Source organism: Neorhizobium sp. CSC1952, assembly GCF_030378245.1.
Classification (GTDB): domain Bacteria; phylum Pseudomonadota; class Alphaproteobacteria; order Rhizobiales; family Rhizobiaceae; genus Neorhizobium; species Neorhizobium oryzae_A.
Map to the genome: position 1 here is coordinate 3,152,678 of NZ_CP128416.1, position 22,914 is coordinate 3,175,591.

A 22,914-nucleotide genomic window follows, 5' to 3' on the forward strand; every position below is an offset into this window, starting at 1 on the left:
ACAAATTGTCCTTCTCTCATCCGTCCATGCGTGCCGCCGCGCGAAATCGGTCCCCGCTTGCAGGCGGCATGCCTGCCGTTTCACCTTGCCGGGAGCTCCAGTTCGGCGCCGACATGGATGATGTTCGGGTTGCGCAGCGCATTGGCCTCGGCAATCCTCGTCCACTCCTCGCCGTTGCCGTAGTGAGCCTCGGCGATCTTCCAGAGCGAGTCGCCCTTCACGACCGTGTACTTGGTCGGGCCGGCCGGAGCCGATGCGGACGGTGCCGCCGGTGCCGCCGGAGCTGCCGGAGCTGCCGGTGCAGGGGTGGCCGGTGCGGCAGGAGCAGGAGCCGCGGGAGCAGCGGGAGCTGGCGCAGCCGGCGCTGCAGGTGCCGGTGTCGCCTGGGCCGATTGGGACGCGGCGGGAGCAGCCGGCGGAGCGGCAGGCGCGGGCTTTGCCGGCGGCGTGTAGCTTGCCGGCGTCAGGTCGGTGATGCGGCCGTCCGTATAGGGCTTGTAGGGATTGTGAGCGCCGAGATAATCGGCGACAGCCTGTTCGAGGTTCGGACCGTAGTCGTAGGCGTTCTGCGCACCGGTGGCGAAGATCTTATAGCCGTCGCCGCCGGAACGGACATAGTTGTTGGTGACCACGCCGTAGACCTTGTTCGGGTCGATCGGGGCAAAGCCGTCGCCCTCCTTGACCTGAACGTCGCTGACACGGCTGCCGGCGGGCTTCGACTTGTCGAAGGAGAATTTCAGGCCGGCGACCTGCGGGAAGCGGCCCGCCCCGTCGTCGATCTGGCTGACGCCGTTTTCGAGGGCGGCGACAATGTCGGAACCCTTGATCTGGAAGGTGGCGATGGTGTTCTGGAACGGCAGGACCGTCAAGACTTCGCCCATGGTGACTTCGCCGGCGTCGATCGAGGCGCGCAGACCGCCGCCGTTCTGAATCGAGATGGTGATGCCCTGGCCCTTGACGCGATCGAGCTGCGCGTCGGCGAGGAGGTTGCCCATCGAGCACTCCTTGGCGCGGCAGCTGCGGCGGTCGCCGTCGATGACGGCGTCGGAGGCGCCGACGACCTTCTTCTTCAGCTCTTCGATCGGCGCCTTCAGCTCGTTGATGCGCGCGGCTATGGCCTGATCCGGCTGGAATTTGGCATCGACGAGGATCGGTTCGCCTTCGGCGCTCTTCACGACGCCGCTGTCGTCGAAGACGACTTTCAGGTCGCCGAGATATTTGGAGTACTGGTAGGCCTGGACGACGGGAACCTTGTAGCCGCCGGGATTGTCGACCCAGGTCGGGTAGGGGCCTTCGGCATTCTGGACCGTGTTGGAGAGCAGCGTGTGGGTATGGCCGCCGACGACCACGTCGACATCCGGGATCTTGGCGATGGCCGAGAGGTCGCGCGGGTAACCGACATGGGTGAGCGCGATGATCTTGTCGACGCCCTGCGCCTTCACCGCCTGGACCGCTTCGGTGATCTTGGCGACATCGTCGGCGATCGTGATGTTCGGGCCGGGATTGGCGATTTCCGGCGTGTCGTTGGTGACGGCGCCGACGATGCCGATCTTCTGGCCGCCGACCTCAAGCACGATCGAAGGCTTGATGCGATCGCCGATCTTGGCGGCAGCGCTCGGCACGACATTGGCGGTCACGACCGGGAACTGCACCTTGTCGAGGAAGGTGGCGAGCACGTCGTCGCTGTCGTCGAATTCATGGTTGCCGACGGTCATGGCGTCGAACTTCATGGCGTTCAGCATTTCGGCTTCGGTGGCGCCCTTGTAGGTCGTGTAGAAGAGCGAGCCCTGGAAGTTGTCGCCGCCGTTCAGCAGGATGACGTTCTTGTTCTGGGCCTTCAGGCCGTCGCGCGTCTGGTTGATGGCGGTGAGCAGGCGTGCGGCGCCGCCGAAGCATTCCCCCTTGCCTTCCTCTTCCGCCGAGCAGGTGGAATCGGTCTTGTTGATGGATTCGATGCGCGAATGGAAGTCGTTGATGTGCAGGATATTGAGCTCGAAATCGGCGAGCGCCGCGCCGCCTGAAAGGGCCAGGACCGAAGCGGTCATCAGCCCGAACCTCAATGTCTTCATCATCTGGTCTCTCTCCTGTTTTTATCGGCCCTGTTTTTATCGGCAGGTCCCTGCCGCCTTGCTCCGATTGTTCTACTGTCCCACCGTGACAATCGTTGTGCGACGCATGTTTTCACCAAGAGAAAGCCGTTTCAAGGGAAATATGACAATGGTGCGCGCTTTGAGCTCATGCGCGCAGAACGCGAAAACCCCGCCGGGGCGGGGTTTTCAAAAATGCCGGTTTTCCGGGTTTCTCAGCCGCGGCGCATCAGCGAGAACTGGGCGCCGCTGTCCTGCGTGCAATTGAGCTGGTTCGGCGTGACGAGCGAGCAGTTGACGCGCGACTGCGTCTTCCTCACGAGCGAGGTCATGCTGATCTCGACGAGCGTCGGCGAGAGATTGACGTAGGTGCCGGACGCCAGCAGCGTGTTGCTGTCGCTGGAGCGGGTGTTGAACGTGCCCCCCTGGAAGCTGGAGACGATGCCGTTCGGATCGACCCAGGAGCCCTCGACGCCGCGGGGCTGCGTCGGCTGGGGAAGCTGGCGCGGCGGCGGCGCGGAAACGCAGGCGGTAAGGCTGGCTGCGGCGATGAGCGCAAGGCTCGCTTTCAGTTTCATGATGTGTCTCCCGCGATTCGGTCCGTCCCTGGGGGCACAAACATGCCGCCTCGACCCTATGTAACGCAAGATGTGGCCTTGAAAAGGCAGGGGCTTTCAACACACAAAAACCGCCTGCCGGGGGGCAGGCGGTCGTTCGACAGGTCGTCCGGCTGGTCTCAGCGGACCAAAATGTTCCTGAACTGCCAGGGGTCCTTCTCGTCGATGTCCTCCGGGAAGAGGCCCGGGCGGCCGTCGAGCGGGGTCCAGTCGGTATAGTGGCCTTCGACCGGGCCGAGATAGGGAAGCTGCACTTCGAGGCAACGCTTGTAGTCGATCTCGTCGGCCTCGACGATGCCGGCCTTCGGGTTTTCAAGCGCCCAGACCATGCCGGCGAGCACGGCGGAGGTCACTTGCAGGCCGGTGGCGTTCTGGTAGGGCGCGATGCGGCGGGTTTCCTCGACCGACAGGCGCGAACCGTACCAGTAGGCGTTCTTCTCGTGGCCGTAGAGCAGGACGCCGAGTTCGTCGATGCCGTCCTCCAGCTCGTCCTCGTCGAGAACGTGGTGGACCGGCTGCGGCGTGCCGCCGTTGCCGAACATCTCGTGCAGCGAAAGCACGGCGTCGTTGGCCGGGTGGTAGGCGTAATGGCAGGTCGGGCGGAAGGTCACTTCTCCATCCTTGTCGCGGACCGTGAAATAGTCGGCGATCGAGATGGATTCGTTGTGGGTGACGAGGAAGCCGTATTGCGGGCCGGGGGTCGGGCACCAGCTGCGGACGCGGGTGTTGGCGCCCGGCTGTTCCAGGTAGATGGCGGCCTGGCAGCCCTTCTTGTGCTTCTTGGCGTTCTTCGGCATCCACTCTTCATGCGTGCCCCAGCCGAGCTCGGCCGGCTGCAGGCCTTCGGAGATGAAGCCTTCGACGGACCAGGTGTTCCAGAAGACGTTGAGCGGCTTCGGGTGCTTGGTGCGCTGCGTATCGCGCTCGGCGATATGGATGCCCTTGACGCCGAGCTTCTTCATCAGCTTGGCCCAGCCTTCGCGGTCGTGCTGGTCCGGCTCGTCGAACTTCAGGCCGGTGTCTTTGGCGAGGTTGACGAGCGCCTGCTTGACGAACCAGGAGACCATGCCGGGGTTCGCGCCGCAGGTGGAAACGGCCGTCGCGCCGCCCGGATTCTTCTTCTTTTCGTGGCGGACGGTTTCGCGCAGCGCATAGTTGGTGCGGTCGGCGTTCTTCAGGTCCTTGTCGAAATAGAAGCCGAGCCAGGGCTCGACGACGGTGTCGATGTAGAGGGCGTCGAGCTTGCGGCACAGCTTCATGATGTCGAGCGAGCCGGTATCGACCGAAAGGTTGACGCAGAAGCCCTGGCCGCCGCCGGCGGTCAGCAGCGGCTTCAGCAGGTCCTTGTAGTTTTCCTTGGTGACATATTCCTGGATGTAGCGGACGCCGTGCTTCTCGAGGAGATCCTTGTGATCGTCGCTCGGATCGATGACGACCATCCGGCTCTTGTCGAATTTGAAATGGCGTTCGATCAGCGGCAGCGTGCCGCGACCGATCGAACCGAAGCCGATCATCACGATCGGGCCGGTGATTTCGCCATACACCGGATAGTTCTGTTCCGTCATTCTTTTCTCCTTGGAAAGGGAACGAAGGCGTTCAGCCTGAAGAATTCTTCTGAGTGCCGCAGGCATTGCGAATGACTGGGCGAAGTGACCGGCTCTAACCATAAAACGTCGTCACAATAAAGAGCCTGCTGTTTTTCGAGGCAGAATCATGAGCTTTATTCGATCGTAACGCGTGCATCGGCGGATTTCCGCAGCAGCGCCACGAGTTCGGCGCGCTTGGCGGAGAGGCCCTTGTAGTCGGTCTGCGCGGGGTTGAGCGCTTCGAGCTGGTCGGCAAGCGAGGCGGCCAGTTCCGGGACGTTCGGCTGGCCCATGATCGCCGTCACCGGATCGAGATAGATGCGGATGGTGAAGAGAATGTCGCCCGAGACCGGCATTTTCCGCAGCGTCTGACGCTCGACGCGGATGAAAGCCTCTTCCGGCGGGATGTCCTTCGTTTCGGACGCCGGCTGCGAGGCCGGGCGATAGAGCCTGTAGCCCCAGTTGACCGACCAGTTCCAGCGGACCACGAACCGGTCCGGCGGAAGATTGTCGAACATGCGGCTGATGAGGCCGGCATTGCGGCTGCCGCCTTCGAAATCCGGCACCGGCGCATGTATCTCGTCCATCACCTTGCCGAACTTCTCCGAAAGCGACCAGGAGGAGGGGAAGGCCAGGAAGGCGGCGGCGAGGCGCCAGCCCTTCTCCCCCTTGCGCATGACGACGAGGTCGTCCTGAACCAGAAGCCCGGCGCGGAGAAGCGGCGGCAGGGCGTCATCCGAGAGACCGACGCGCTGGCCCGCCATCTCCATCACGTTGCCGGCGCGGCGATAGATCGCCGGATGATGCGACGGGAGATAGTCGACGAGCGCATCGAGGATTTCCTGCTGGGCTTCCTCGGTGCCCGGCTCGGCGCGGAACACTTGACCGCCATGCTCGGCAAACAGCCGCCTCTTTTCCGCCAGGTGATAGGCGAGATCGCCGTCCGGCTCGATCCAGCGGGCCGGATCGAGCTGCAGGAGCCCGATCGTGAACGGCTTCGAAGAGCCGTCGTAGGGCGTGTAGGTGAGCGTCTTGTCGTTCATGCTGTCCAGGATGTGCCGTTTCAGGATCGGTTTAAGCCAAATTCACCCACTTGTAAAAATCGCCGCCGGAGACTTGGAACACGCCGCCGCCGCCCTACAAATTATTTCGCAATGCAACATGCGGGGCGGGAATCTGATGAAATTGATCAGCAGGGCCTTTTATGTCGCCGTCGGAACGGCCTTCAAGACAAAGGGATCGCGGGAGATCGCCTTGAGGGCCTGGACGCGGCTTTCACTTCTGCAGCAGGAAGGCTTGAACAATCGCAACGACTGGCCGATCTGGCTCCTGTTCTGGATGGTGTTCCTCGCCGGATGCACCATGGCAGCCAAGGTGGCCTCCCCCGACGGATGCGATCCGGAACGGTTTCAGTATTATCCTATGGGGAAATGCTGAGCGGGGCCGTCGTCATGCGGCCGGCGTGCCCTGGTGGAAGACCATGCGCCATCGGCCATCGGCATCGAGCCGCCAGATCGAGCTGCGGTTGGTGAAGAGCTTGCCGCCATCGTCATCGACGCGGATGCCGCGATAGGTCGCCAGCGCGACGGTATCGCTGAGAAGCGAAACGGCGAAATCGGCAATCGCGGTGTTGCTCGGTCCGACCTCGGCGGTCAGGCGCGGGATGATGTCGTCGAATGTATAGCTGAGGCCGGAGCGGCCGAATTCGCGGAAACCGGGAGCCAGAAGCTCACGCAGCTTCGTTTCGGAGCTGCGGATCTCCGGGCTCTGCAACGCGGTTTCAAGCGAGAGCAGGTGTTCGGCAAGGGATTGTGCTTCGGCCATTATCCGGATCCTCCAACTCCATGGTCGGCGGCAATGAATGACCGCGAGTGCTCCGGTAGGCCCACAAGTTCCGCCGCGATCAGGCCGCGCAGGGAATTGCCGACGAAAAAACGGCGGTTCTCTATGTCGGCAAGGCGAAGGACCTGGCTGTGCGCCTTCCGCTCTCGGATCAGCTCGGCCCGCAATATCCCGGGCAGGAGCCCGCTCGTCAGCGGCGGCGTCACGAGATTGCCATTGGCCTCCGCGACGAAGACGTTGGTGATCGTTCCTTCGCAAAGTTCGCCGCGCTCGTTGAGAAGCAGGACCTCGTCCGCCTCCTCGGGAGAGAATTCGGCGCGCGCGGCTTCGTAGAGTTCCCGGCGCGAGGTCTTGTGCCGGAAGAGGGGATCGTCGGACGGGAGTTTCGTTTCCGCGACGCGCACGCGCCATACGGTATCGGCCGGGAAGGGGGTGAAGGGCGTCGTGGTGATCTCAATCCTGCCGCGATAGGTCATGACGAGGCGCACGCGCAGAGCCGCCTCGCCGGAGACTGCCGCTTCGAGCTGCGTCAGCAAATCGGGCGGCGGCTGGCGGAAACCCAGCGCATCGGCCGACCGGCTGAGACGGCGCAGATGCTGCGCCACGCGCAGGAAGCCTGCGTCCGGTTCCCAGCGCATCGTTTCGATCAGCGAGAAATCCATTGGTCGCCCACCGCAAACCGTGCCTTCAGGAGACACTCGTCATATTCGGCCTCCGCCGTCGAGTCGAAGACGATGCCGCCGCCGACATTGAAAACGGCCTTGCCGTCGTTGAAAAGCGCGATCGTGCGGATCGCCACAGAAAACCGCATCGGGCCGGCCGGGTCACAATAGCCGATCGCGCCGCAATAGACGTCGCGGGGCCCGGTTTCGAGCGCGCCGAGGATTTTCATGGCCCACATTTTCGGCGCACCGGTAATGGAGCCGCAGGGAAAAAGAGCCGCGAGGATTTCGGGAAAACCGATCTCCGGTAGAAGCTTCGCCCGCACATGGCTGACCATCTGATGGACGGTCGGATAGGTCTCGATGGCGAAGAGCTTCGGAACGGAGAGCGTCCCCACCTCGCTGATCAGGGAGATGTCGTTGCGCAGCAGGTCGACGATCATGCGGTTCTCGGCCAGCGTCTTCTCGTCGGCCAGCATTTCCCCGATGATCGTTTCATCCTCCTCCGGCGTTGCGCCGCGCGGGGCGGTGCCCTTCATCGGATGGGTTTCGATGAAACGGCCGGCATCGACCGAGAAGAAAAGCTCCGGCGACCGCGACAGGACGATCGGACCGCCGATATCCCCGGTGAAGTCGATGAGCGCGCCGTAATGCACGGGCTGGCGCGCGACGAGGGACCAGAAGGCCGCGCGCGGATCGCCCCGCCAGCGGGCGGTGATCGGCATGGTCAGGTTGGCCTGGTAGCAGTCCCCCCGGCGCAGGTGCCGGTGGAGCCTGTCGAAGCGTTCCCGGTAGGTCGCAAAATCCCAGGCGGCATGGGGTTCGCTCAGCAAGGGCTCTTCGTTTTCCGCAGGCGCCGGAAGGGCGAGGGGGTGTTCATGGCCGGCGGGGGCGTCGAATATCCCCATGGCGAGCAGGGGCGTCGGCCGGTGGGGTACGATCAGGGGGCGAAGCTTTTCCTCGAAGACGTGCCCTGCCTCGTAGGAAATATAGCCAGCCAGCCAGTGGCCGGCGCGGCGGGCTTCCTCCAGCCGGCGCAGCGCCGGCAGGACCTCGTCGGCCTCATGTGCGGCGACGATCTCCTTCGGCCGGTCGAAGACGAGGCTCCGTCCGGCGGGATCGTCGCGAAAGAGCGCATAGGGTTGATGTTTTGCCATGTCCGTTTCGGCTTCTGCCTGTCTCTTGTCTTGCCGTTCACCCCAACCCTCTTCCGGTTCTGACGGCAGGACGCTCTCCCCTTCTCCCCAGCGGGGAGAAGGTGGTCCGCAGGACCGGATGAGGGGGCGAAGCCACCATCGGGCGATGCGTTTGCCGCGTGTGCACCCCCTCATCGCCTCGCTTTGCTCGGCACTTCTCCCCGCTGGGGAGAAGAGGGCGCAAGCCGAACCTGCCCGGTTCCTCATGTGCGGTTGCCCCGCCGTGTGCGCGGAGAAGGTGCCCGGCAGGGCGGATGAGGGGCGCTATCTCCGCTTCAGCTATGCCCTATCCAGAGCCTCCAGTTCATCGATCAGGCTTTCGATCATCGACAACCCCTTCGACCAGAAGGACGGATCGGTGGCATCGAGACCGAAGGGTTTCAGGAGTTCCGAATGATGCTTGGTGCCGCCGGCCTTGAGCAGCTCGAAATACTTCTGCTGGAAGCCCGGAGCCGCGTTCTGGTAGACCGCGTACAGCGAATTCACCAGGCAGTCGCCGAAGGCATAGGCATAGACGTAGAAGGGCGAGTGGATGAAGTGGGGGATATAGGTCCACCACGTCTCGTAGCCTTCGGAAATCCTGATCGCCGGGCCGAGGCTTTCGCCCTGCACCGATAGCCAGAGCTCGCCGATCTGCTCGGCGGTGAGCTCGCCTTCCTTGCGGGCCGTGTGGACCTTGCGCTCGAACTGGTAGAAGGCGACCTGGCGCACGACCGTGTTGATCATGTCCTCGACCTTCTGGGCGAGCATCGCCTTGCGCTCGCGCTTGTCCCTGGTCTTTTCGAGCAATGCGCGGAAGGTCAGCATCTCGCCGAAGACGGAGGCGGTTTCGGCGAGCGTCAGCGGCGTCTGGCACATCAGGGCGCCCTGGCCGCCGGCAAGCACCTGGTGCACGCCGTGGCCGAGTTCGTGGGCGAGCGTCATCACGTCGCGCGGCTTGCCCATGTAGTTGACGAGCACATAGGGGTGGGCGGAGGGCACAACGGGATGGGCGAAGGCGCCCGGCGCCTTGCCGGGACGCACCGGCGCGTCGATCCATTCCTCGTCGAAAAAGCGCCCGGCAATGTCGGCCATTTCCGGCGCGAAGCCGCGATAGGCGGAAAGGACCGTTTCCTTTGCGTCGGTCCAGGGGATGAGCGCGGTCGGGGTTTCCGGCAGGGGCGCGTTGCGGTCCCAGAAATTCAATTGCTCCATGCCGAGCCATTTCGCCTTCATCGCGTAATAGCGGTGGGAGAGGCGCGGGTAGGCCTGCTTGACCGCCTCCGCCAGCGCATCGACCACTTCCCGCTCGACGCGGTTCGCGAGATGGCGCGAATCGGCGATGTCCTCGAAGCCGCGCCAGCGGTCGGAAATCTCCTTGTCCTTGGCGAGCGTGTTGGTGATCAGCGTGAAGACGCGCAGGTTTTCGCCGAACGTCTTCGAAAGTGCCGCGGCAGCCTTGGCGCGCACTTCCGGCTCAGGTTCCTGCAGCATGTTGAGGGTCACTTCGAGCGGCAGCTTCCCGCCGTCCACCTCGAAGCGCAGCTCCGCCATGGTCTCGTCGAAGAGACGGTTGAAGGCGGCCGCCGATGTCATCGATTTTTCAAGGAAAAGCTGTTCGAGCTTGTCCTCGAGCTGGAAGGGCTTGTCCTTCCTGAGATCGACGATCCAGGGGCGGTAGTGCCCGGCCGCCGGATCGCGGTCCATGCAGGCGTCCATCACCGCATCGTCGATGCGGTTGAGTTCCAGCGAAAAGAACAGGAGATGCGAGGAGAGGTCGGTGAGCTTCGCCTGAACGTCGCCATAGAACTTGCCGTTTGCGGGGCTGGACGTGTCGGAGAAATAGGTGAGGCCGGCGAAGGAGCCGATCTTGCCGAGAAGATCGTCGAGCGCCTCGTATTCCCCGAGCGCCTCGCCGATGCCGCCCGCGCCGGTTTTCGCCGCGGCCTCGGCAAGCCTGCCCTTCCACTTTTCCTCGAAGGCGATCGCGAGCTTTTCCGCCTTCGCCATGTCCGCGGTGAAGGCGGGAGCGTCCTTGGCCGGGTAGAGATCGGAAAGCTTCCAGACCGGCAGAAGCCCGAGCGCCGGATCGGTCGCGGCGGCGGCAGCATCGGTCGCGGCAGGAATTTCCAGGATCGCGGGTGCGGACGGTCTCATCGGTTCTTTCCTTCTCGATTGCCGGCTTTCGTCATGACGGACTGTTTTCCTCGCCAGCCGTTAAAATGCAAGCTTTTCTCAAAAGGGGATGTTCAAGCCTTTCTGAGACAACCGTCAGCGTAAAAGCCCGAAAAGGGGGCACGATGAACGTTGCTGGGAGCAGAGCATGATTGCGCACATCCTTGTCGTTGATGACGATCCGATTCAGCGTCGCCTGCTGAAGAATGCGGTAGAGCGTTATGGCCACGCCGCACACCTCGCCGAAAACGGCCTTGTTGCGCTGGAGTTCCTGAAGCGCACCGCAAACGACATCAATGTCATCGTGCTCGACCTGATGATGCCGGAGATGGACGGTCTCACCTTCCTCGGCGCCATCCGCGAGCTCGGGATCGACATCCCGGTCATCGTCCAGACAGGACAGGGCAGTATCGAATCGGTCGTGCAGGCCATGCGCGCCGGCGCCTTCGATTTCGTCGTCAAGCCGGTGTCGCCGGAGCGGATCGGAACGTCGATCGCCAATGCGCTGAAGCTCGACCAGAAGGAATCGAGGTCTCGCACCAGCCGCCGCCAGCGCGCCGGCGCCGTCGGTTTCGGCGATATCGTTTCGGCGAGCCCCGACATGCTGCGCGTCATCGACCTCGCACAGCGCGCCGCCCATTCCAATATTCCGGTCGTGCTCGAAGGCGAATCCGGCGTCGGCAAGGAAATGATCGCCCGCGCGATCCAGTCGAACGGCGACCGTGCCGGCAAGCCGTTCATCACGGTCAACTGCGGCGCGATCCCGCATAATCTTGTGGAAAGCATTCTCTTCGGCCATGAGAAGGGCGCCTTCACCGGAGCCACCGAACGCCATACCGGCAAGTTCGTGGAGGCCGACGGAGGCACGCTCTTCCTCGACGAGATCGGCGACCTGCCGCTCGAAGTCCAGGTGAAGCTCCTGCGCGCGGTGCAGCAGGGCGAGATCGAGACCGTCGGCGCGGCACGCGTCCAGAAGGTCAATGTCCGGCTGATCTCGGCCACCAACAAGGACCTCATCGAGGAAGTGCGCGCCGGCCGCTTCCGCGAGGACCTTTATTACCGCCTGAACGTCTTCCCGATCACCATTCCGGCGCTGCGCCGCCGCAAGGAGGACATTCCGCACCTGGCGCGCGTCTTCGCGGAGCGCTTCTCGGTGGAGCAGAAGCTGCCGAGGACGCTCACCGTCGGGGCCGGCGCGCTGGCGCTTCTCACCGCCTACGACTGGCCGGGCAATATCCGCCAGCTCGAAAACGCCGTCTTCCGCGCGGTGGTGCTTTCCGAAGGCGACGAGCTGACGGAGGCGGATTTCCCGCAGATCGCCGCACAGCTTCCCGAATTCCGCACGGCAGAGCTTGCCGCCACCGCCGTGGCGCCGACGCCGGCTGCGGCATCGGAACAGGCGGTGCGGGAGGCGCTCGCCGAATCACCCGTCTTCGCCAACAGCGATAGCAGGATGAATGCCGCCAAGCCGGATGCGAGAGCGATGCTCGCCGCCGCCTATCCTTCGGAAAACGTCATCGTCAGCACCGACGAGGCGGGCGAGGTGAGAAAGCTCGCCGATGTCGAAGAGGAGCTGATCCGTTTCGCGCTGAAGTTCTATCGCGGCCAGATGAGCCAGGTTGCCCGCAAACTCGGCATCGGACGCTCGACGCTTTACCGGAAACTCAAGGATTATGGCATCGATCCCGACGATCCGCTCAAGGAAGCCGCATGAAATAAACCGTTAACTTTCCGGAGGGAGCGCGTCGCGCCGGAAACGAACCGGAGCGGCGCATCCCATGTCTCAGGATATCCGCCGATGCCCTTGAGCCAGAACAGATTTCGTATTTGGCGCCGTGCATTAGCAATCGTTAACCTTCACGCAAGGAAGTCCTGTCAGCTTCTGTCAATCTCCGGTTAGTCATTTGTTGACTATAAGGGAGAAGCTTGTACATGTGTGGCACATTTGCCATCGTGTCACCGCATTTGACAGTCATTTGAGGCAACGTGGGACGTTGTCGACCGGACGGGGATCGTTTTGCCGGATCAATATGCAAAAGAAACGCCTTCGGGTGAGAAGGCGCGCGGCGGCAAAGCCGGGCTCTTCAAAACTCTCGCCAGACGCGTTGCAGCTGCCGCCCTGCTGGTCCTGACGGCGCTGCCGGCCCTTTCCCTTTCCGCAGCGGAAGCTGCCGCCGAAACCAGAAGCCTCAAGCTCTACTTCGTCCATACCGGCGAGAAGGCGGTCATCACCTTCAAGCGGAACGGCAGATACGACCAGAAAGGTCTGGCGCAGATCAACCAGTTCCTGCGCGACTGGCGCAAGAACGAGCCGGCCAAGATGGACCCGCGGCTCTTCGATCTCGTCTGGGAAGTCTACCGCCGGTCGGGCGCCTCCGACTATATCCATGTGGTTTCGGCCTACCGTTCTCCCGCCACCAACAACATGCTGCGCACCCGCTCGCGCAATACCGGTGTCGCCAAGAACAGCCAGCACATGCTCGGCAAGGCCATGGATTTCTACATCCCGGGCGTGAAGCTTTCGACGCTCAGGGCGCTCGCCATGCAGATGCAGGTGGGCGGCGTCGGTTATTATCCGCGGTCCGGCTCGCCTTTCGTGCATCTCGATGTCGGCGGCGTGCGCGCCTGGCCGCGCATGACGCGCCAGGAACTCGTGCAGATCTTCCCGAAGGGCAACACGATCCATCTTCCGGCCGACGGCAAGCCGTTGCCGGGCTACGAACAGGCGCTGGCGGACTACAAGAAGCGCGTCAGCTCCAGCTCGATCCAGGTCGCCAGCACGGCCGGCGGCAGCATCCGCGGCGACAGCGAGCGGAAGCGGCAGCCGAACCTGCTCGCCTTCCTGTTCGGCGGCGGCGGTGCCGACGAGGAAGAGGACAACGCGGAAAGCAGCGCGCCCGCCGTGGCGCAGCGTCCGGCGCCGGCCCAGAGGCCGGCCGCGCAGGAAGACGAGGATGCCGCTGCGCCGGTTATGGTCGCTTCCGCTTCTCCGCAGCAGCAGCCCGAGAACATCGCCGCACCGGTGCCGCTTTCGCGCCCGGCCTTCCGGTCGGATGCCGCGCCTGGCGGCGGGCTTGCGACGGCGCTCTATTCGCCGGCGCGCAACGCGGCGCAGGAAGCGCTCGCCATGCAGACATCCGCGCCTGCCAATGCGCCCCAGCAGCCCGGCGCGGAAACCTTCGCCGATCTTTCCGGCTATAATATTCCGGTACCGACGCTGCTCGGGCCGCGCGGGCTCAAGGGGGATGCCGAAAACGGCGTGATGACGGCTTCCGTCGATCCGATGCCGGTGCTCGAGAACATGGCCTCCATCCCGCTGCCGGCCCATCGTCCCGACACTCCTGCGGCGCTTGCCGCGGCCTCGCCCGGTACGGAAGAAGAGCAGGAACTGACGCCGGCCCTCGTCGCGGCCCTGGCGCAGAGCGTCGAGCAAACGCGTCCCATCGTGCCGCCGGCCCGGCCTGCGCTTGCAGCGACGGCACCGGTTCCGCAGCCGCCCGCCACAGCAGCGGCCAAACCCGCGCCGGCTCAGCGGCCGGTCGAAACGGCTGCGGTCTCTCCGAAGGTCATCCATCCCTCCGCGGGCAGGGCCATGCAGTTCGGCGACGGTTTCGATGCCCCGAAGGCGCCGGTTGCCGCATCCGTGGCTCCGGTCGCCAGCAAGGGCGGACGGACGGCTCAGCCTGCCGCCGCAAAGCCCGCAGCCGGCGCCCTGACGGGCGACATGCTGGCGAAATGGGCCCTCAACAACAACCGCCCCGATGCGGCCGCCTCGATGAAGGCGCCGCGCGTGGTCAGCCGCACGCTCAACAGCGAATATTCGGCCGCCTATTCCGGCGGCGGGTTCAAGCCGGTCACCGCGGCCGCGGCGGTCGATCCCGGCCGCTTCAGCGGCCCGGCCAGATGATCCGCGGATCGATGAGCAAAATAAAACCCGCCATTGGCGGGTTTTTTCATGGCCGGGCTGCCTTGCGAAATCAGGCGGCGTCCTGCTCCGACGGACCTTCGATCATGCCGAGCGCCTGCAGGTAGGTATCGAGGATGAGGTCCTCTTCCATACGCTCCTGATCGTCCTTCTTGCGCAGCGCAATGACCTTTTTGAGGATCTTGGTGTCGAAGCCCATGGATTTGGCTTCGCCGTAGACGTCCTTGATGTCGTCGGCGATCGTCTTCTTTTCTTCTTCCAGTCTTTCGATGCGCTCGACAAATGCGCGGAGTTGGTCGCGGGCGACGCCATGAGCATCAGACATCGGGGCCTCCTGATCGTAGAAAATTTCAATGAGTGGTCGTCAACTGCCGAAAAGGAAGACCGAGGTCAAGCCTAATCGGGCCGTTGATCAACCATGGGCGGGTTTGTTCACGTCGAATGCGGCTTTTTGCGCATCACTGGCTTCCGCCTGATGCAGATTCTTCCAGTCTTCATAGGGCATGCCGTAGACGATCTCGCGGGACTGATCCTTGGAAAGGTCGATGCCCGCCTCCTCGGCCGCCTCGCGATACCAGTTGGAAAGGCAGTTGCGGCAGAAGCCGGCGAGGTTCATCAGGTCGATATTCTGCACGTCGGCGCGCTCGCGCAGATGCTGGACGAGCCGGCGGAAGGCGGCGGCCTCGAATTCCGTCTGCTGTTCCCTGGTGAGTTCGGTCATCGGAACACCTCCTGATATGCGCGTCAGCCTGGGTAGGGGCCGGTGCGCGAGGGAAAAATCCTGTATTCGTGCAATGTGGGGTCGGCGTTGAGCGTCTTGAAGATCGGCGCCAGCCTTTCCGCCCAGGCGGCGATGCCGGCTTCGTCGCCGATCAGGTCCTGACGCACTTCGAGAAGCGCATGCGGCGTGCCGGACATCATGCAATGGCGATACATGGTGTCGCCCTTCAGCGCGCCGTCATAGGGCTCGTTGTCGCCGACGGTGATGTCGCCCGGTGCTTTCAGGAGTTCGAGGAACGGAAGAACGGCGCGATGGTCGCTGTCCCAGAGCACGGCCGCATGCCAGGGGCGCGGCACGCCCTTCCAGAAGGGCGTGAAGGAATGCAGCGAAAGCACGAGCGGCGCGCGGCCGGAGGCGCCGGCCTTGGCGATGGTGCGCTCGACCGCGCGGTGGTAGGGCCGGTGATAGGCGTCGAGGCGGAAATCCCATTCCTCCTCGGTGATCGGATGATTGCCGGGAACGATCGCGCCGTCGGAGATCTTCATGATCAGCGTCGGATCGTCCTCGCCGCGGTTCGGGTCGATCAAGAGGCGTGAGAAACAGCCGAGCACGGCCGGAACGTTCAGCATGGCGGCAAGGCTGCGGGTCAGGCCTTCGACGCCGATATCGAAGGCGATATGGCGGCGGAAGGCGCTTTCCGGCAGGCCGAGGCTGCCATAGGCGGCGGGCAGGCGGTTCATCGCATGGTCTGCCAGGAGCACCATGCCGCTGTCATAATCGCCTTCTATGATTTCGAAAGGTATGAAGTCCTGCATCGCTGTCGGAAAATCGGATGGTTTCTTGCGGAGTACCCCTCGTGTCCTCCGGGGGTAGGTCGTTGATCGCATGGGGAGGCGTCCGGCGCAAGCCGCGTCGGCTGCCGACGGTCGAAGGTTGCCGGTGGGAAGAGGACTAATCGATTAGACTTTCGTTGACTTTCCGACTCTGCCGCGCGAAGAAAGTGCTTCACGAATAACCATGGAGTCCTGACGGAAACCGTGTCGAAAAAATCCCCCACAGCCTATCTTCGCTCTCTCGTTTCCGCTCCGGCGCTCATCGCCATCGTGGCTACAGGCGTACCGCTTTTCGCGGCGGGCTCGGCGCATGCGGATTTCCGCGTCTGCAACGGCACCCAGAACCTCGTCGGCGTGGCGATCGGCTACCGCGCGGCGGAAGGCTGGACCACGGAGGGCTGGTGGCAGGTGCCCGCCTCCACCTGCGCGACGCTGATCGAGGGCGAGCTGCAGTCGCGCTATTACTATCTCTATGCCGAGGATGCGGCCCGCGGCGGCCGCTGGACCGGCAACATCAACATGTGCGTCGCCGAAAACGAGTTCAAGATCGTCGGCGTCAACGATTGTTTCGCCCGTGGCTTTCAGCGCATGGGCTTCAAGGAATACGACACGGGCCGTCAGGGGAGCTGGATGGTCCAGCTTTCGGATACGCCTGGCACACAAGAAGGCCAGAATTGATGAGGCGTTACCGCAAAGTTAAGATCCTCGCCACCCTCGGACCGGCGTCGTCCGAAGAGGAGATGATCCAGAAGCTGCATGAGGCGGGGGCCGACCTTTTCCGCATCAACATGAGCCATGCCAGCCACGACGTGATGCGCATGCTGATCTCCCGCATCCGCTCCGTCGAAGCCCGCTCCGGCCGGCCGATCGGCATCCTCTGCGACCTGCAGGGTCCGAAGCTGCGCGTCGGCAAGTTCGCGGCCGGCAAGGTGACGCTCAAGGTGGGGCAGACCTTCACGCTCGACAACCGCGACGAGCCGGGCGACGAGACCCGCGTCTTCCTGCCGCATCCGGAAATCCTTCAGGCCGTGAAGCCCGGCGACCGCCTGCTGATCGACGACGGCAAGCTGGCGCTGAAGGCGGAGAAGGCCGACGGCAAGACCATCGTCTGCACCGTGATCGCCGGCACCAGCATATCCGACCGCAAGGGCGTCAGCCTGCCCGACACGCTGCTTCCCGTCGGCGCCCTGACCGACAAGGACCGTGTCGATCTCGATGCGGCGCTGGCGACCGAGGAAGTGGACTGGATCGCGCTTTCCTTCGTGCAGCGCCCCGACGACCTTGCCGAGGTGCGCAAGATCGCCCGCGGCCGCGTCGGCCTGATGTCGAAGATCGAGAAGCCGCAGGCGCTGGAACGGATCGACGAGATCATCGAGCTCTCCGACGCGCTGATGGTGGCGCGCGGCGACCTCGGCGTCGAGATGCCGATCGAATCCGTCCCCGGCATCCAGAAGCAACTCACCCGCGCCTGTCGCCGTGCCGGCAAGCCGGTCGTCGTCGCGACCCAGATGCTGGAATCGATGATCTCCTCGCCGGTACCGACCCGCGCGGAAGTGTCCGACGTGTCGATCGCCGTCTTCGAAGGCGCCGACGCGATCATGCTGTCGGCCGAATCCGCATCCGGCCAATATCCGGTCGAGGCCGTCTCGATGATGGCGTCGATCGCCCGCGAGGTCGAGCAGGATCCGCTTTATCCGACCATCATCTACGCGCAGCGCGCCACGCCGGAAGCGACCGGCGCCGACGCGATCTCGCTCGCAGCCCGCCAGATCGCCGAAACGCTCAGGCTTTCGGCCATCGTCACCTATACGTCGTCCGGCACGACGGGCCTGCGCGCCTCCCGCGAACGTCCGCAAGTGCCGATCATCGCGCTTTCGCCGATCATCCAGACCGCCCGCCGGCTTTCCGTCTGCTGGGGCATGCATTGCGTCGTCACCCATGACGCGACGGACCTGGACGATATGGTGAACCGCGCCTGCCGCATCGTCGTGTCGGAAGGTTTCGGCAAGCCCGGCGACCGCATCATCATCTCGGCCGGCGTTCCGCTCGGCACGCCCGGCGCTACCAACATGCTGCGCATCGCCTATATCGGCTCGGACGGGCAGACGGGCGTCTGAGGGGTTTAGGGAACGGTAGTGCATCCGGGCGGTTTCTCCACCGGATGCGGAGTTCCCGTCGGTCATGAAAACCGGCCGCAGGATTCTGAATTTCCGCGGCCGATTTGCCTGCGCCGAAAACAGACAGGGTGTCGAAGCCGGATGTCCGAAATACCGACGATCGAGACCGAACGGCTGCTGCTTCGTCCGCAACGGATGGAAGACTGGCCCCGTTATGCGGAGCTGATGCTCTCCGACCGCGCCCTCTATATGGGAGGGCCGCATTCGCTGCATGCTGCCTGGGGAATGTTCTGCCACGATATCGCCCAATGGGCGCTGATGGGACACGGCGCCTTGATGATGGAGCATCGCGAGACCGGCCTGTGTCTCGGTCAGGTCGGCATCAATGCTGGACCGCTGTTTCCCGAGCATGAGCTCGGTTGGCTCGTCTACCCGGAGGCCGAGGGGAAGGGCTATGCCTACGAAGCCGCGAAGGCGCTGCGGGACTGGGCCTTCGATGTGCGCGGCCTTAAGACGCTCGTCAGCTATATCCATCCCGACAACATCCGTTCCCGCCGGCTGGCGGAGCGTCTCGGCGCGGAACCGGATATCTCGGCGCCTCGCGAAGATCCGGCGGACCTCGTTTACAGGCATCCTACTGCATCGGCCCGAAAGCCGGAATCGGTTTTCGGAAAGCACGACGCAGCAGATTCAATGCTTTAGAGCGTCCTTGGTGCGTCCAATTGGACGCTCGGCGCTCTCAGCGCTGAGGCTGCGGCGCATGCGGGTCAGACGGTGATGCTGACGCTGACGGCCGGCATGCTGGAGACGGTGCCTGCGAGCGCGCTGACGGCAGCGTCGAGACCCTGGGCATTCGTAGCGGCGCCGGCATTCCTGTCGTCCCGCAGCTTGCGCGCGGCTTCCTCCAGAAGCGCCTTGATCTGTCGGGCCACCGCACTGAATTCCGCTGCCGTCCTGATATCGCCGGGAGACAGCGTGGGCTTCTCGTCCGCAGAGCCGCCGTCGTCCATGACGTCCATATAGGCCCGTTCTGCCTGCGAATAGGGCTTCTCCTCGTTCGACATGTCTTCGGCTCCGGCTTGCTGTGTCTCGTCGGTCAATGCCTGTCGATTCTTCGTGGAGGAGGGGAAGGTCGCGCCGTCTTCGGTCAGGGCCTCGGTGAACTCGCGGGCGGCACCGGCTACGACGACGCCCAGCAGGGCCGCCTGGCGGGCGACGGTTTCCGGATCGAAATTCCAGCGCTGCAGGAACTTGAGCTGCTCCTTGGCCTCCTCCAGTTTCTTCCTGGCACGCGCCTTCGCCTCTTCGTCGGCCTCGTCCGTCGCTTTCTTGAGGGTCGTCAGGCCATGGGTCAGGCGGTCGTATTGTTCCTCTACGGGGGTCTTCTGCGCGTCGGCGGCAGAGGCCGCATCCGTCGATGCGGATGCACTGTCCGCCCTGGCCGGACGCGCCGGATAGTTCCTGCCGATACCGCCGATCTCCATCGCATCCCGCTCCGATTCCATCCTGCGAAGAGGGTGGGGCGACGGGCTTGCCTCAGGCTGGAACCTCGCGGGGAAGGTCAGGTCTTCTCGATCGACAGGTCCAGTTCCGGCGGCGCGTCCTCCGCCTGCGGCATGAGGCGGGCCTCCGCCATATGCGCGGCGGCCTCAAGATCGCGCGGAAGACCGGCGAGCTTCTCGATCGCCGCGATCACCACGTCGGTCGCCATGTAATCCGGCTTGTGGCCGAGATGACGGATGACGACGAGTTCCGAGCCGGCGACGGCATTAGCGAAACCATGCGAGTGGATTTCCGTGGAAACGATCGCGTCGCTGTCGCCGGTGACGATCACCGTCGGTGCGCCGATCTCCCGATAGCGCAGCGCCGTGCGGTGAAGGTAAGCGTTGAGGTTGACGCAGTCGACGGCGTTGCTGCGGAAGTTTTCGGGGCGCAGCACGAGGGCGGGCGCGCCTTCCTGCAGATACTTTTCCGGGCGCGGATTCGGATGGAATACGGCCCTGGTGGCCTTCTCCATCAGCATGAGGCCGGCCGGCAGGCTGAAGAGACGGGTGAAAAGCCAGCCGATCCCGGGTTTCGCGGCGATATCGTAATACCAGTCGACGCCGCCCGGCCAGGGATGCGTGGCGGGTGACAGAAGCAGGAGCCCGGCGGTCTTTTCCGGGTGAAAAAGCGCGAAGCTTGCGGCGATCGCGCCGCCGAACGAATGGCCGGCGATGACGGCCTTCCCGATGCCGCGCTTTTCCATGAGCCGCGCAATGGCGTCCGCCTGGCCGTCGGGAAAGCCGTTCTTTAAGCCGCCGCGTTCGGAATAGCCATGGCCCGGCCGATCCACGAAGAGCATTTCCGCGCGGCCGTCGAGCGCTCTGCGGAAGGCTGTCTCCTGGTCCCGGAGATTGCCGCTGGCGCCGTGGATGAAGACGATCGCCGGCAGGTCGGCGCCGGGCGGCTTCGGCACATGCAGCGAGTTCAAACGAAAGCCGCCGACATCGATCAGTTCGCCGGTGTTGGGGAATTCCGTCTCGATCGCCTTGGCCTTCCAGGCGGTGAAGCCGAAAGCCAGGGCGACGATGCCGATGATGGCGAGTGGCAGGATCACCATGAACGATTGCCGACCCTGGTCAGGTCCGGTTGCCGGCGATCTTTTCGGAGAGTTTCGTCACGGCTTCCTGGGCATCGCGGTCGGCCGGATAGACGGCGAGGTAATCTTCCCAGGCCTTCAGCGCCAGTTCGTCCCTGCCGTTCTCCATCAGGATGCCCGCCATGCCGGCGATCGCTCCGAAATGGCGCGGTTCGCGCTTCAGCACCTCGGCGATGTCGGCCATGGATTTGCGGCTGTTGCCCATGGTGTAGTGCAGCGTCGCGCGGCGGTTCCAGCCCTCCGGATAGGCGGGATCGAGGAGCGTCACCTGATCGAGGAAGTCGAGCGCTGCGGCATTGCGCTTCTCCTTGATCGCGGTCGCCGCCCACTGCATGAGAAGATCGACCGTGGCGCTTCCCGACTGGTTCATGTCGGTCATGATCTGGGTCGCGATGCCGCGCGCCTTGTCCGCATCGCGTTCGCGCTTCAGCGCCTCGAACAGCGGGTCGAGCGGATTGGCCGGTTTCGGAGCGGATGCCGGGGCGGCCTGGATTCCTGCGGGCGGGGCTGCGGCCGGCGGCGAAGGCGCAGCCGTCTGGGCGAGAGCGGAGGAAGCGGCGAGCGTCGCGGCGACAACGAGGGGGCTGAAACGAAAATAGCGCATGCGGATAAGGTAATCCGCCTGCGCCGAAGTTCAAACCCGATTTATCGCGCTATCGACAATTTGATCGGCCCCGCGGATGTCGGGGCCGCAGCCGTATCAGCCCTGACGAGCCTTGAAGCGCGGATTCTGCTTGTTGATGATGTAGATGCGGCCCTTGCGGCGAACCAGGCGGTTATCGCGGTGACGGGCCTTCAGCGCCTTGAGCGAGTTCTTGATCTTCATTGTTCTGGTCCAGCAGTCTGTGGGCTCTGAGAGCCGCTTGTCCTATCAATCAAAAGCGCGCCGCCTGTTTCTTGGAGGGGCGCGCTCTCAAGTTGGCCGTGCAGATAACCCGAGCCAATCTGCATGTCAACCTTGTGACGATGTTTTCGGGCCTTTCAATTCCGTCACATGGCCCATTTTCCGGCCGGGGCGGGATTCCGTCTTGCCGTAGAGATGGACGAGCACGTCCTTCTTCGCGAGCCACGCCGGAACCTGCAGAATGTCGTCGCCGATGAGGTTGGTCATCACGCAGTCGGAATGGCGGTAAGAGCTGCCGAGGACCAGGCCTGCGACGGCGCGGATATGCTGCTCGAACTGCGAGACGACGCAGGCGGCCTCCGTCCAGTGGCCGGAATTGTGGACCCGCGGAGCGATCTCGTTGGCGATCAGCTTGCCGTCGGCCATCACGAAGAACTCCATGCCGATGACGCCGACATAGCCGAGCGCTGCGAGCAGTTTCCCGGCCGATTCGCGCGCCGTCTTAGCCGTCGCATCGGAAATGCGGGCGGGAAGGGTGGAGGTGTGCAGGATGCCGTTCCGGTGGACGTTCTCGGCCGGATCGTAGCAGAGGACCGTGCCGTCCGCGGATCTTGCGGCGATGATGGAGACCTCGCGCTCGAAGGGGACGAAGCTTTCGAGAATCAGCGGCACGCCGCCGAGCGCGTCGTAAGCGCCGGCCGGGCTCTCGCCGGGCGAGCGGAAGACGCGCTGCCCCTTGCCGTCGTAACCCATCCGGCGGGTCTTCAGCACGCCTTTGCCGCCGAAATCGACGAGCGCCTTTTCGAGGTCGGCCTGGCTGTCGACGGCATGGAATCTGGCGGTCTCGATGCCGCAGCCGTTGAGGAAGCGCTTTTCTGTCAGGCGGTCCTGCGCGACGTCGAGGGCTTTCGCCGGCGGATGGACCGGAACGGAGCGCTGCAGCGCCTCGGCGGCCGAGACCGGCACGTTCTCGAACTCGTAGGTCACCACGTCCGCGCGGCCGGCGAGTTCGGCGAGCGCCGCCGGATCGTCATAGGCCGCGACGATCTGTCCGTTCGCGACCTGGGCGGCCGGACAGTCCGCCTGCGGCTCCAGGATGATCGTACGGAAGTTCAGCCGGGCTGCGGCAATGGCCAGCATGCGGCCGAGCTGCCCGCCGCCGATGATGCCGATCGTGCGGACCGTCATGGGGCCTCGTCCATCGGGTAATCGGCGACGGCGGCGGTCTGGCGGGCGCGCCATTCGTCCAGCCGGTCGGCGATCTCGTCGTCGTTGAGCGCCAGCACGGCCGCGGCGAGCAGCGCTGCGTTGATGGCGCCGGCCTTGCCGATCGCAAGCGTGCCGACCGGGATGCCGGCCGGCATCTGGACGATCGACAGCAGGCTGTCCTGGCCGGACAGCGCCTTCGACTGCACCGGCACGCCGAAGACCGGCAGCGGGGTCACGGCGGCGGTCATGCCGGGAAGGTGCGCGGCACCGCCGGCGCCGGCGATGATGACCTGGAAGCCTTCGGCGCGGGCGCCCCTGGCGAATTCCATCATCCGCTCCGGCGTGCGGTGCGCCGAAATGATGCGCGCCTCGTAGTCGATCTCGAGCGCATCCAGCGTATCGGCGGCATTCTTCATGGTCTCCCAGTCGGACTGGCTGCCCATGATGATCGCGACGGCGGGTCTTTCGGCCATATCGGTA

Annotated in this window: 23 protein-coding genes; 6 read left to right on the plus strand and 17 right to left on the minus strand. The window is 64.2% G+C overall.

The genetic code is table 11. The features are described from left to right. Nucleotides 1–80 precede the first annotated feature (80 nt). The 4 genes from QTA58_RS15280 to QTA58_RS15295 all read right to left on the minus strand — a co-directional run bounded on the left by QTA58_RS15280 (nt 81) and on the right by QTA58_RS15295 (nt 5,333). A complete protein-coding gene (locus QTA58_RS15280) occupies nt 81–2,072 on the minus strand; it encodes a 5'-nucleotidase C-terminal domain-containing protein (RefSeq protein WP_289669508.1) in 1,992 nt (663 codons plus the stop codon). 230 nt (nt 2,073–2,302) lie between these two features. After that, nucleotides 2,303–2,665, minus strand: coding sequence for an outer membrane lipoprotein Omp10 (gene omp10 / locus QTA58_RS15285; RefSeq protein ID WP_085420177.1), 363 nt, complete (start codon nt 2,663–2,665; stop codon nt 2,303–2,305). Nucleotides 2,666–2,823: 158 nt separating this feature from the next. Next, complete coding sequence (locus tag QTA58_RS15290) at nt 2,824–4,269, minus strand: homospermidine synthase (RefSeq protein ID WP_289669509.1); 1,446 nt, start codon at nt 4,267–4,269, stop codon at nt 2,824–2,826. A gap of 155 nt (nt 4,270–4,424) precedes the next feature. Then, nucleotides 4,425–5,333, minus strand: coding sequence for a DUF3445 domain-containing protein (locus QTA58_RS15295; protein ID WP_289669510.1), 909 nt, complete (start codon nt 5,331–5,333; stop codon nt 4,425–4,427). Between QTA58_RS15295 and QTA58_RS15300 the strand changes: the two genes are divergently transcribed. Further along, complete coding sequence (locus QTA58_RS15300; protein WP_289669511.1) at nt 5,323–5,727, plus strand: hypothetical protein; 405 nt, start codon at nt 5,323–5,325, stop codon at nt 5,725–5,727. The genes QTA58_RS15295 and QTA58_RS15300 overlap by 11 nt on opposite strands. A 12-nt stretch (nt 5,728–5,739) precedes the next feature. Here QTA58_RS15300 and QTA58_RS15305 read toward each other — a convergent pair whose 3' ends face one another. The 4 genes from QTA58_RS15305 to QTA58_RS15320 form a co-directional block, all read right to left on the minus strand. Further along, nucleotides 5,740–6,114, minus strand: coding sequence for a DUF4440 domain-containing protein (locus QTA58_RS15305; protein WP_289669512.1), 375 nt, complete (start codon nt 6,112–6,114; stop codon nt 5,740–5,742). Further along, nucleotides 6,114–6,794, minus strand: a complete 681-nt coding sequence (locus QTA58_RS15310; protein WP_289669513.1) for an aminotransferase class IV family protein — start codon at nt 6,792–6,794, stop codon at nt 6,114–6,116. The genes QTA58_RS15305 and QTA58_RS15310 overlap by 1 nt, the downstream gene beginning before the upstream one ends. Then, on the minus strand, nt 6,779–7,951 hold the full coding sequence (locus QTA58_RS15315; RefSeq protein WP_289669514.1) for an aminodeoxychorismate synthase component I: 1,173 nt from the start codon (nt 7,949–7,951) through the stop codon (nt 6,779–6,781). Before QTA58_RS15315 ends, QTA58_RS15310 begins: the two co-directional genes overlap by 16 nt. A gap of 318 nt (nt 7,952–8,269) precedes the next feature. Continuing rightward, complete coding sequence (locus QTA58_RS15320) at nt 8,270–10,126, minus strand: M3 family oligoendopeptidase (RefSeq protein ID WP_289669515.1); 1,857 nt, start codon at nt 10,124–10,126, stop codon at nt 8,270–8,272. 166 nt (nt 10,127–10,292) lie between these two features. Between QTA58_RS15320 and QTA58_RS15325 the strand changes: the two genes are divergently transcribed. Then, complete coding sequence (locus QTA58_RS15325; RefSeq protein WP_085420170.1) at nt 10,293–11,858, plus strand: sigma-54 dependent transcriptional regulator; 1,566 nt, start codon at nt 10,293–10,295, stop codon at nt 11,856–11,858. 303 nt (nt 11,859–12,161) lie between these two features. After that, complete coding sequence (locus QTA58_RS15330; RefSeq protein ID WP_289669516.1) at nt 12,162–14,051, plus strand: DUF882 domain-containing protein; 1,890 nt, start codon at nt 12,162–12,164, stop codon at nt 14,049–14,051. Between the two features lie 70 nt (nt 14,052–14,121). Here QTA58_RS15330 and QTA58_RS15335 read toward each other — a convergent pair whose 3' ends face one another. From QTA58_RS15335 to QTA58_RS15345, 3 genes are all read right to left on the minus strand, one after another. Continuing rightward, the gene (locus QTA58_RS15335; RefSeq protein WP_085420168.1) at nt 14,122–14,394 is read right to left on the minus strand and encodes a DUF2312 domain-containing protein; all 273 of its coding nucleotides are present in this window, start codon (nt 14,392–14,394) and stop codon (nt 14,122–14,124) included. An 87-nt stretch (nt 14,395–14,481) separates the two neighbouring features. Next, nucleotides 14,482–14,790 (minus strand): DUF1244 domain-containing protein, encoded by a 309-nt coding sequence (locus tag QTA58_RS15340; RefSeq protein WP_085420167.1) that lies wholly within the window; start codon nt 14,788–14,790, stop codon nt 14,482–14,484. A 23-nt stretch (nt 14,791–14,813) separates the two neighbouring features. Next, nucleotides 14,814–15,605 carry an N-formylglutamate amidohydrolase gene (locus QTA58_RS15345; RefSeq protein WP_289669517.1) on the minus strand — a complete coding sequence of 264 codons (792 nt, stop codon included), beginning with the start codon at nt 15,603–15,605 and terminating at the stop codon, nt 14,814–14,816. 279 nt (nt 15,606–15,884) lie between these two features. Between QTA58_RS15345 and QTA58_RS15350 the strand changes: the two genes are divergently transcribed. The 3 genes from QTA58_RS15350 to QTA58_RS15360 all read left to right on the plus strand — a co-directional run bounded on the left by QTA58_RS15350 (nt 15,885) and on the right by QTA58_RS15360 (nt 18,442). Continuing rightward, nucleotides 15,885–16,301: a DUF1036 domain-containing protein gene (locus tag QTA58_RS15350; RefSeq protein WP_085420771.1), complete on the plus strand. Its 417-nt coding sequence runs from the start codon at nt 15,885–15,887 to the stop codon at nt 16,299–16,301. Next, the gene (pyk, locus tag QTA58_RS15355; protein ID WP_085420165.1) at nt 16,301–17,740 is read left to right on the plus strand and encodes a pyruvate kinase; all 1,440 of its coding nucleotides are present in this window, start codon (nt 16,301–16,303) and stop codon (nt 17,738–17,740) included. Before QTA58_RS15350 ends, pyk begins: the two co-directional genes overlap by 1 nt. Nucleotides 17,741–17,881: 141 nt before the next feature. Next, nucleotides 17,882–18,442 carry a GNAT family N-acetyltransferase gene (locus QTA58_RS15360; protein ID WP_289669518.1) on the plus strand — a complete coding sequence of 187 codons (561 nt, stop codon included), beginning with the start codon at nt 17,882–17,884 and terminating at the stop codon, nt 18,440–18,442. 65 nt (nt 18,443–18,507) lie between these two features. Here QTA58_RS15360 and QTA58_RS15365 read toward each other — a convergent pair whose 3' ends face one another. The 6 genes from QTA58_RS15365 to purE all read right to left on the minus strand — a co-directional run bounded on the left by QTA58_RS15365 (nt 18,508) and on the right by purE (nt 22,907). Next, the gene (locus QTA58_RS15365) at nt 18,508–19,224 is read right to left on the minus strand and encodes a hypothetical protein (protein WP_289669519.1); all 717 of its coding nucleotides are present in this window, start codon (nt 19,222–19,224) and stop codon (nt 18,508–18,510) included. A gap of 77 nt (nt 19,225–19,301) precedes the next feature. Beyond that, nucleotides 19,302–20,342 (minus strand): alpha/beta hydrolase, encoded by a 1,041-nt coding sequence (locus QTA58_RS15370; protein ID WP_289669520.1) that lies wholly within the window; start codon nt 20,340–20,342, stop codon nt 19,302–19,304. A gap of 19 nt (nt 20,343–20,361) precedes the next feature. After that, the gene (locus QTA58_RS15375; protein WP_085420161.1) at nt 20,362–20,985 is read right to left on the minus strand and encodes a hypothetical protein; all 624 of its coding nucleotides are present in this window, start codon (nt 20,983–20,985) and stop codon (nt 20,362–20,364) included. Nucleotides 20,986–21,081: 96 nt separating this feature from the next. Beyond that, the gene (gene ykgO, locus QTA58_RS15380) at nt 21,082–21,207 is read right to left on the minus strand and encodes a type B 50S ribosomal protein L36 (protein ID WP_006726873.1); all 126 of its coding nucleotides are present in this window, start codon (nt 21,205–21,207) and stop codon (nt 21,082–21,084) included. A 126-nt stretch (nt 21,208–21,333) separates the two neighbouring features. After that, complete coding sequence (locus QTA58_RS15385) at nt 21,334–22,413, minus strand: 5-(carboxyamino)imidazole ribonucleotide synthase (protein ID WP_289669524.1); 1,080 nt, start codon at nt 22,411–22,413, stop codon at nt 21,334–21,336. Further along, nucleotides 22,410–22,907: a 5-(carboxyamino)imidazole ribonucleotide mutase gene (gene purE, locus QTA58_RS15390; RefSeq protein ID WP_085420159.1), complete on the minus strand. Its 498-nt coding sequence runs from the start codon at nt 22,905–22,907 to the stop codon at nt 22,410–22,412. Before purE ends, QTA58_RS15385 begins: the two co-directional genes overlap by 4 nt. Between the last annotated feature and the right edge of the window lie 7 nt (nt 22,908–22,914).

Excerpts from the sequence above, each read along its gene's own strand:
- QTA58_RS15280 (WP_289669508.1), bottom strand. The coding sequence starts at position 2,072 with ATGATGAAGACATTGAGGTTCGGGCTGATGACCGCTTCGGTCCTGGCC.
- omp10 (WP_085420177.1), bottom strand. The coding sequence starts at position 2,665 with ATGAAACTGAAAGCGAGCCTTGCGCTCATCGCCGCAGCCAGCCTTACC.
- QTA58_RS15290 (WP_289669509.1), bottom strand. The coding sequence starts at position 4,269 with ATGACGGAACAGAACTATCCGGTGTATGGCGAAATCACCGGCCCGATC.
- QTA58_RS15295 (WP_289669510.1), bottom strand. The coding sequence starts at position 5,333 with ATGAACGACAAGACGCTCACCTACACGCCCTACGACGGCTCTTCGAAG.
- QTA58_RS15305 (WP_289669512.1), bottom strand. The coding sequence starts at position 6,114 with ATGGCCGAAGCACAATCCCTTGCCGAACACCTGCTCTCGCTTGAAACC.
- QTA58_RS15310 (WP_289669513.1), bottom strand. The coding sequence starts at position 6,794 with ATGGATTTCTCGCTGATCGAAACGATGCGCTGGGAACCGGACGCAGGC.
- QTA58_RS15315 (WP_289669514.1), bottom strand. The coding sequence starts at position 7,951 with ATGGCAAAACATCAACCCTATGCGCTCTTTCGCGACGATCCCGCCGGA.
- QTA58_RS15320 (WP_289669515.1), bottom strand. The coding sequence starts at position 10,126 with ATGAGACCGTCCGCACCCGCGATCCTGGAAATTCCTGCCGCGACCGAT.
- QTA58_RS15325 (WP_085420170.1), top strand. The coding sequence starts at position 10,293 with ATGATTGCGCACATCCTTGTCGTTGATGACGATCCGATTCAGCGTCGC.
- QTA58_RS15335 (WP_085420168.1), bottom strand. The coding sequence starts at position 14,394 with ATGTCTGATGCTCATGGCGTCGCCCGCGACCAACTCCGCGCATTTGTC.
- QTA58_RS15340 (WP_085420167.1), bottom strand. The coding sequence starts at position 14,790 with ATGACCGAACTCACCAGGGAACAGCAGACGGAATTCGAGGCCGCCGCC.
- QTA58_RS15345 (WP_289669517.1), bottom strand. The coding sequence starts at position 15,605 with ATGCAGGACTTCATACCTTTCGAAATCATAGAAGGCGATTATGACAGC.
- pyk (WP_085420165.1), top strand. The coding sequence starts at position 16,301 with ATGAGGCGTTACCGCAAAGTTAAGATCCTCGCCACCCTCGGACCGGCG.
- QTA58_RS15360 (WP_289669518.1), top strand. The coding sequence starts at position 17,882 with ATGTCCGAAATACCGACGATCGAGACCGAACGGCTGCTGCTTCGTCCG.
- QTA58_RS15365 (WP_289669519.1), bottom strand. The coding sequence starts at position 19,224 with ATGGAGATCGGCGGTATCGGCAGGAACTATCCGGCGCGTCCGGCCAGG.
- QTA58_RS15370 (WP_289669520.1), bottom strand. The coding sequence starts at position 20,342 with ATGGTGATCCTGCCACTCGCCATCATCGGCATCGTCGCCCTGGCTTTC.
- QTA58_RS15375 (WP_085420161.1), bottom strand. The coding sequence starts at position 20,985 with ATGCGCTATTTTCGTTTCAGCCCCCTCGTTGTCGCCGCGACGCTCGCC.
- ykgO (WP_006726873.1), bottom strand. The coding sequence starts at position 21,207 with ATGAAGATCAAGAACTCGCTCAAGGCGCTGAAGGCCCGTCACCGCGAT.
- QTA58_RS15385 (WP_289669524.1), bottom strand. The coding sequence starts at position 22,413 with ATGACGGTCCGCACGATCGGCATCATCGGCGGCGGGCAGCTCGGCCGC.
- purE (WP_085420159.1), bottom strand. The coding sequence starts at position 22,907 with ATGGCCGAAAGACCCGCCGTCGCGATCATCATGGGCAGCCAGTCCGAC.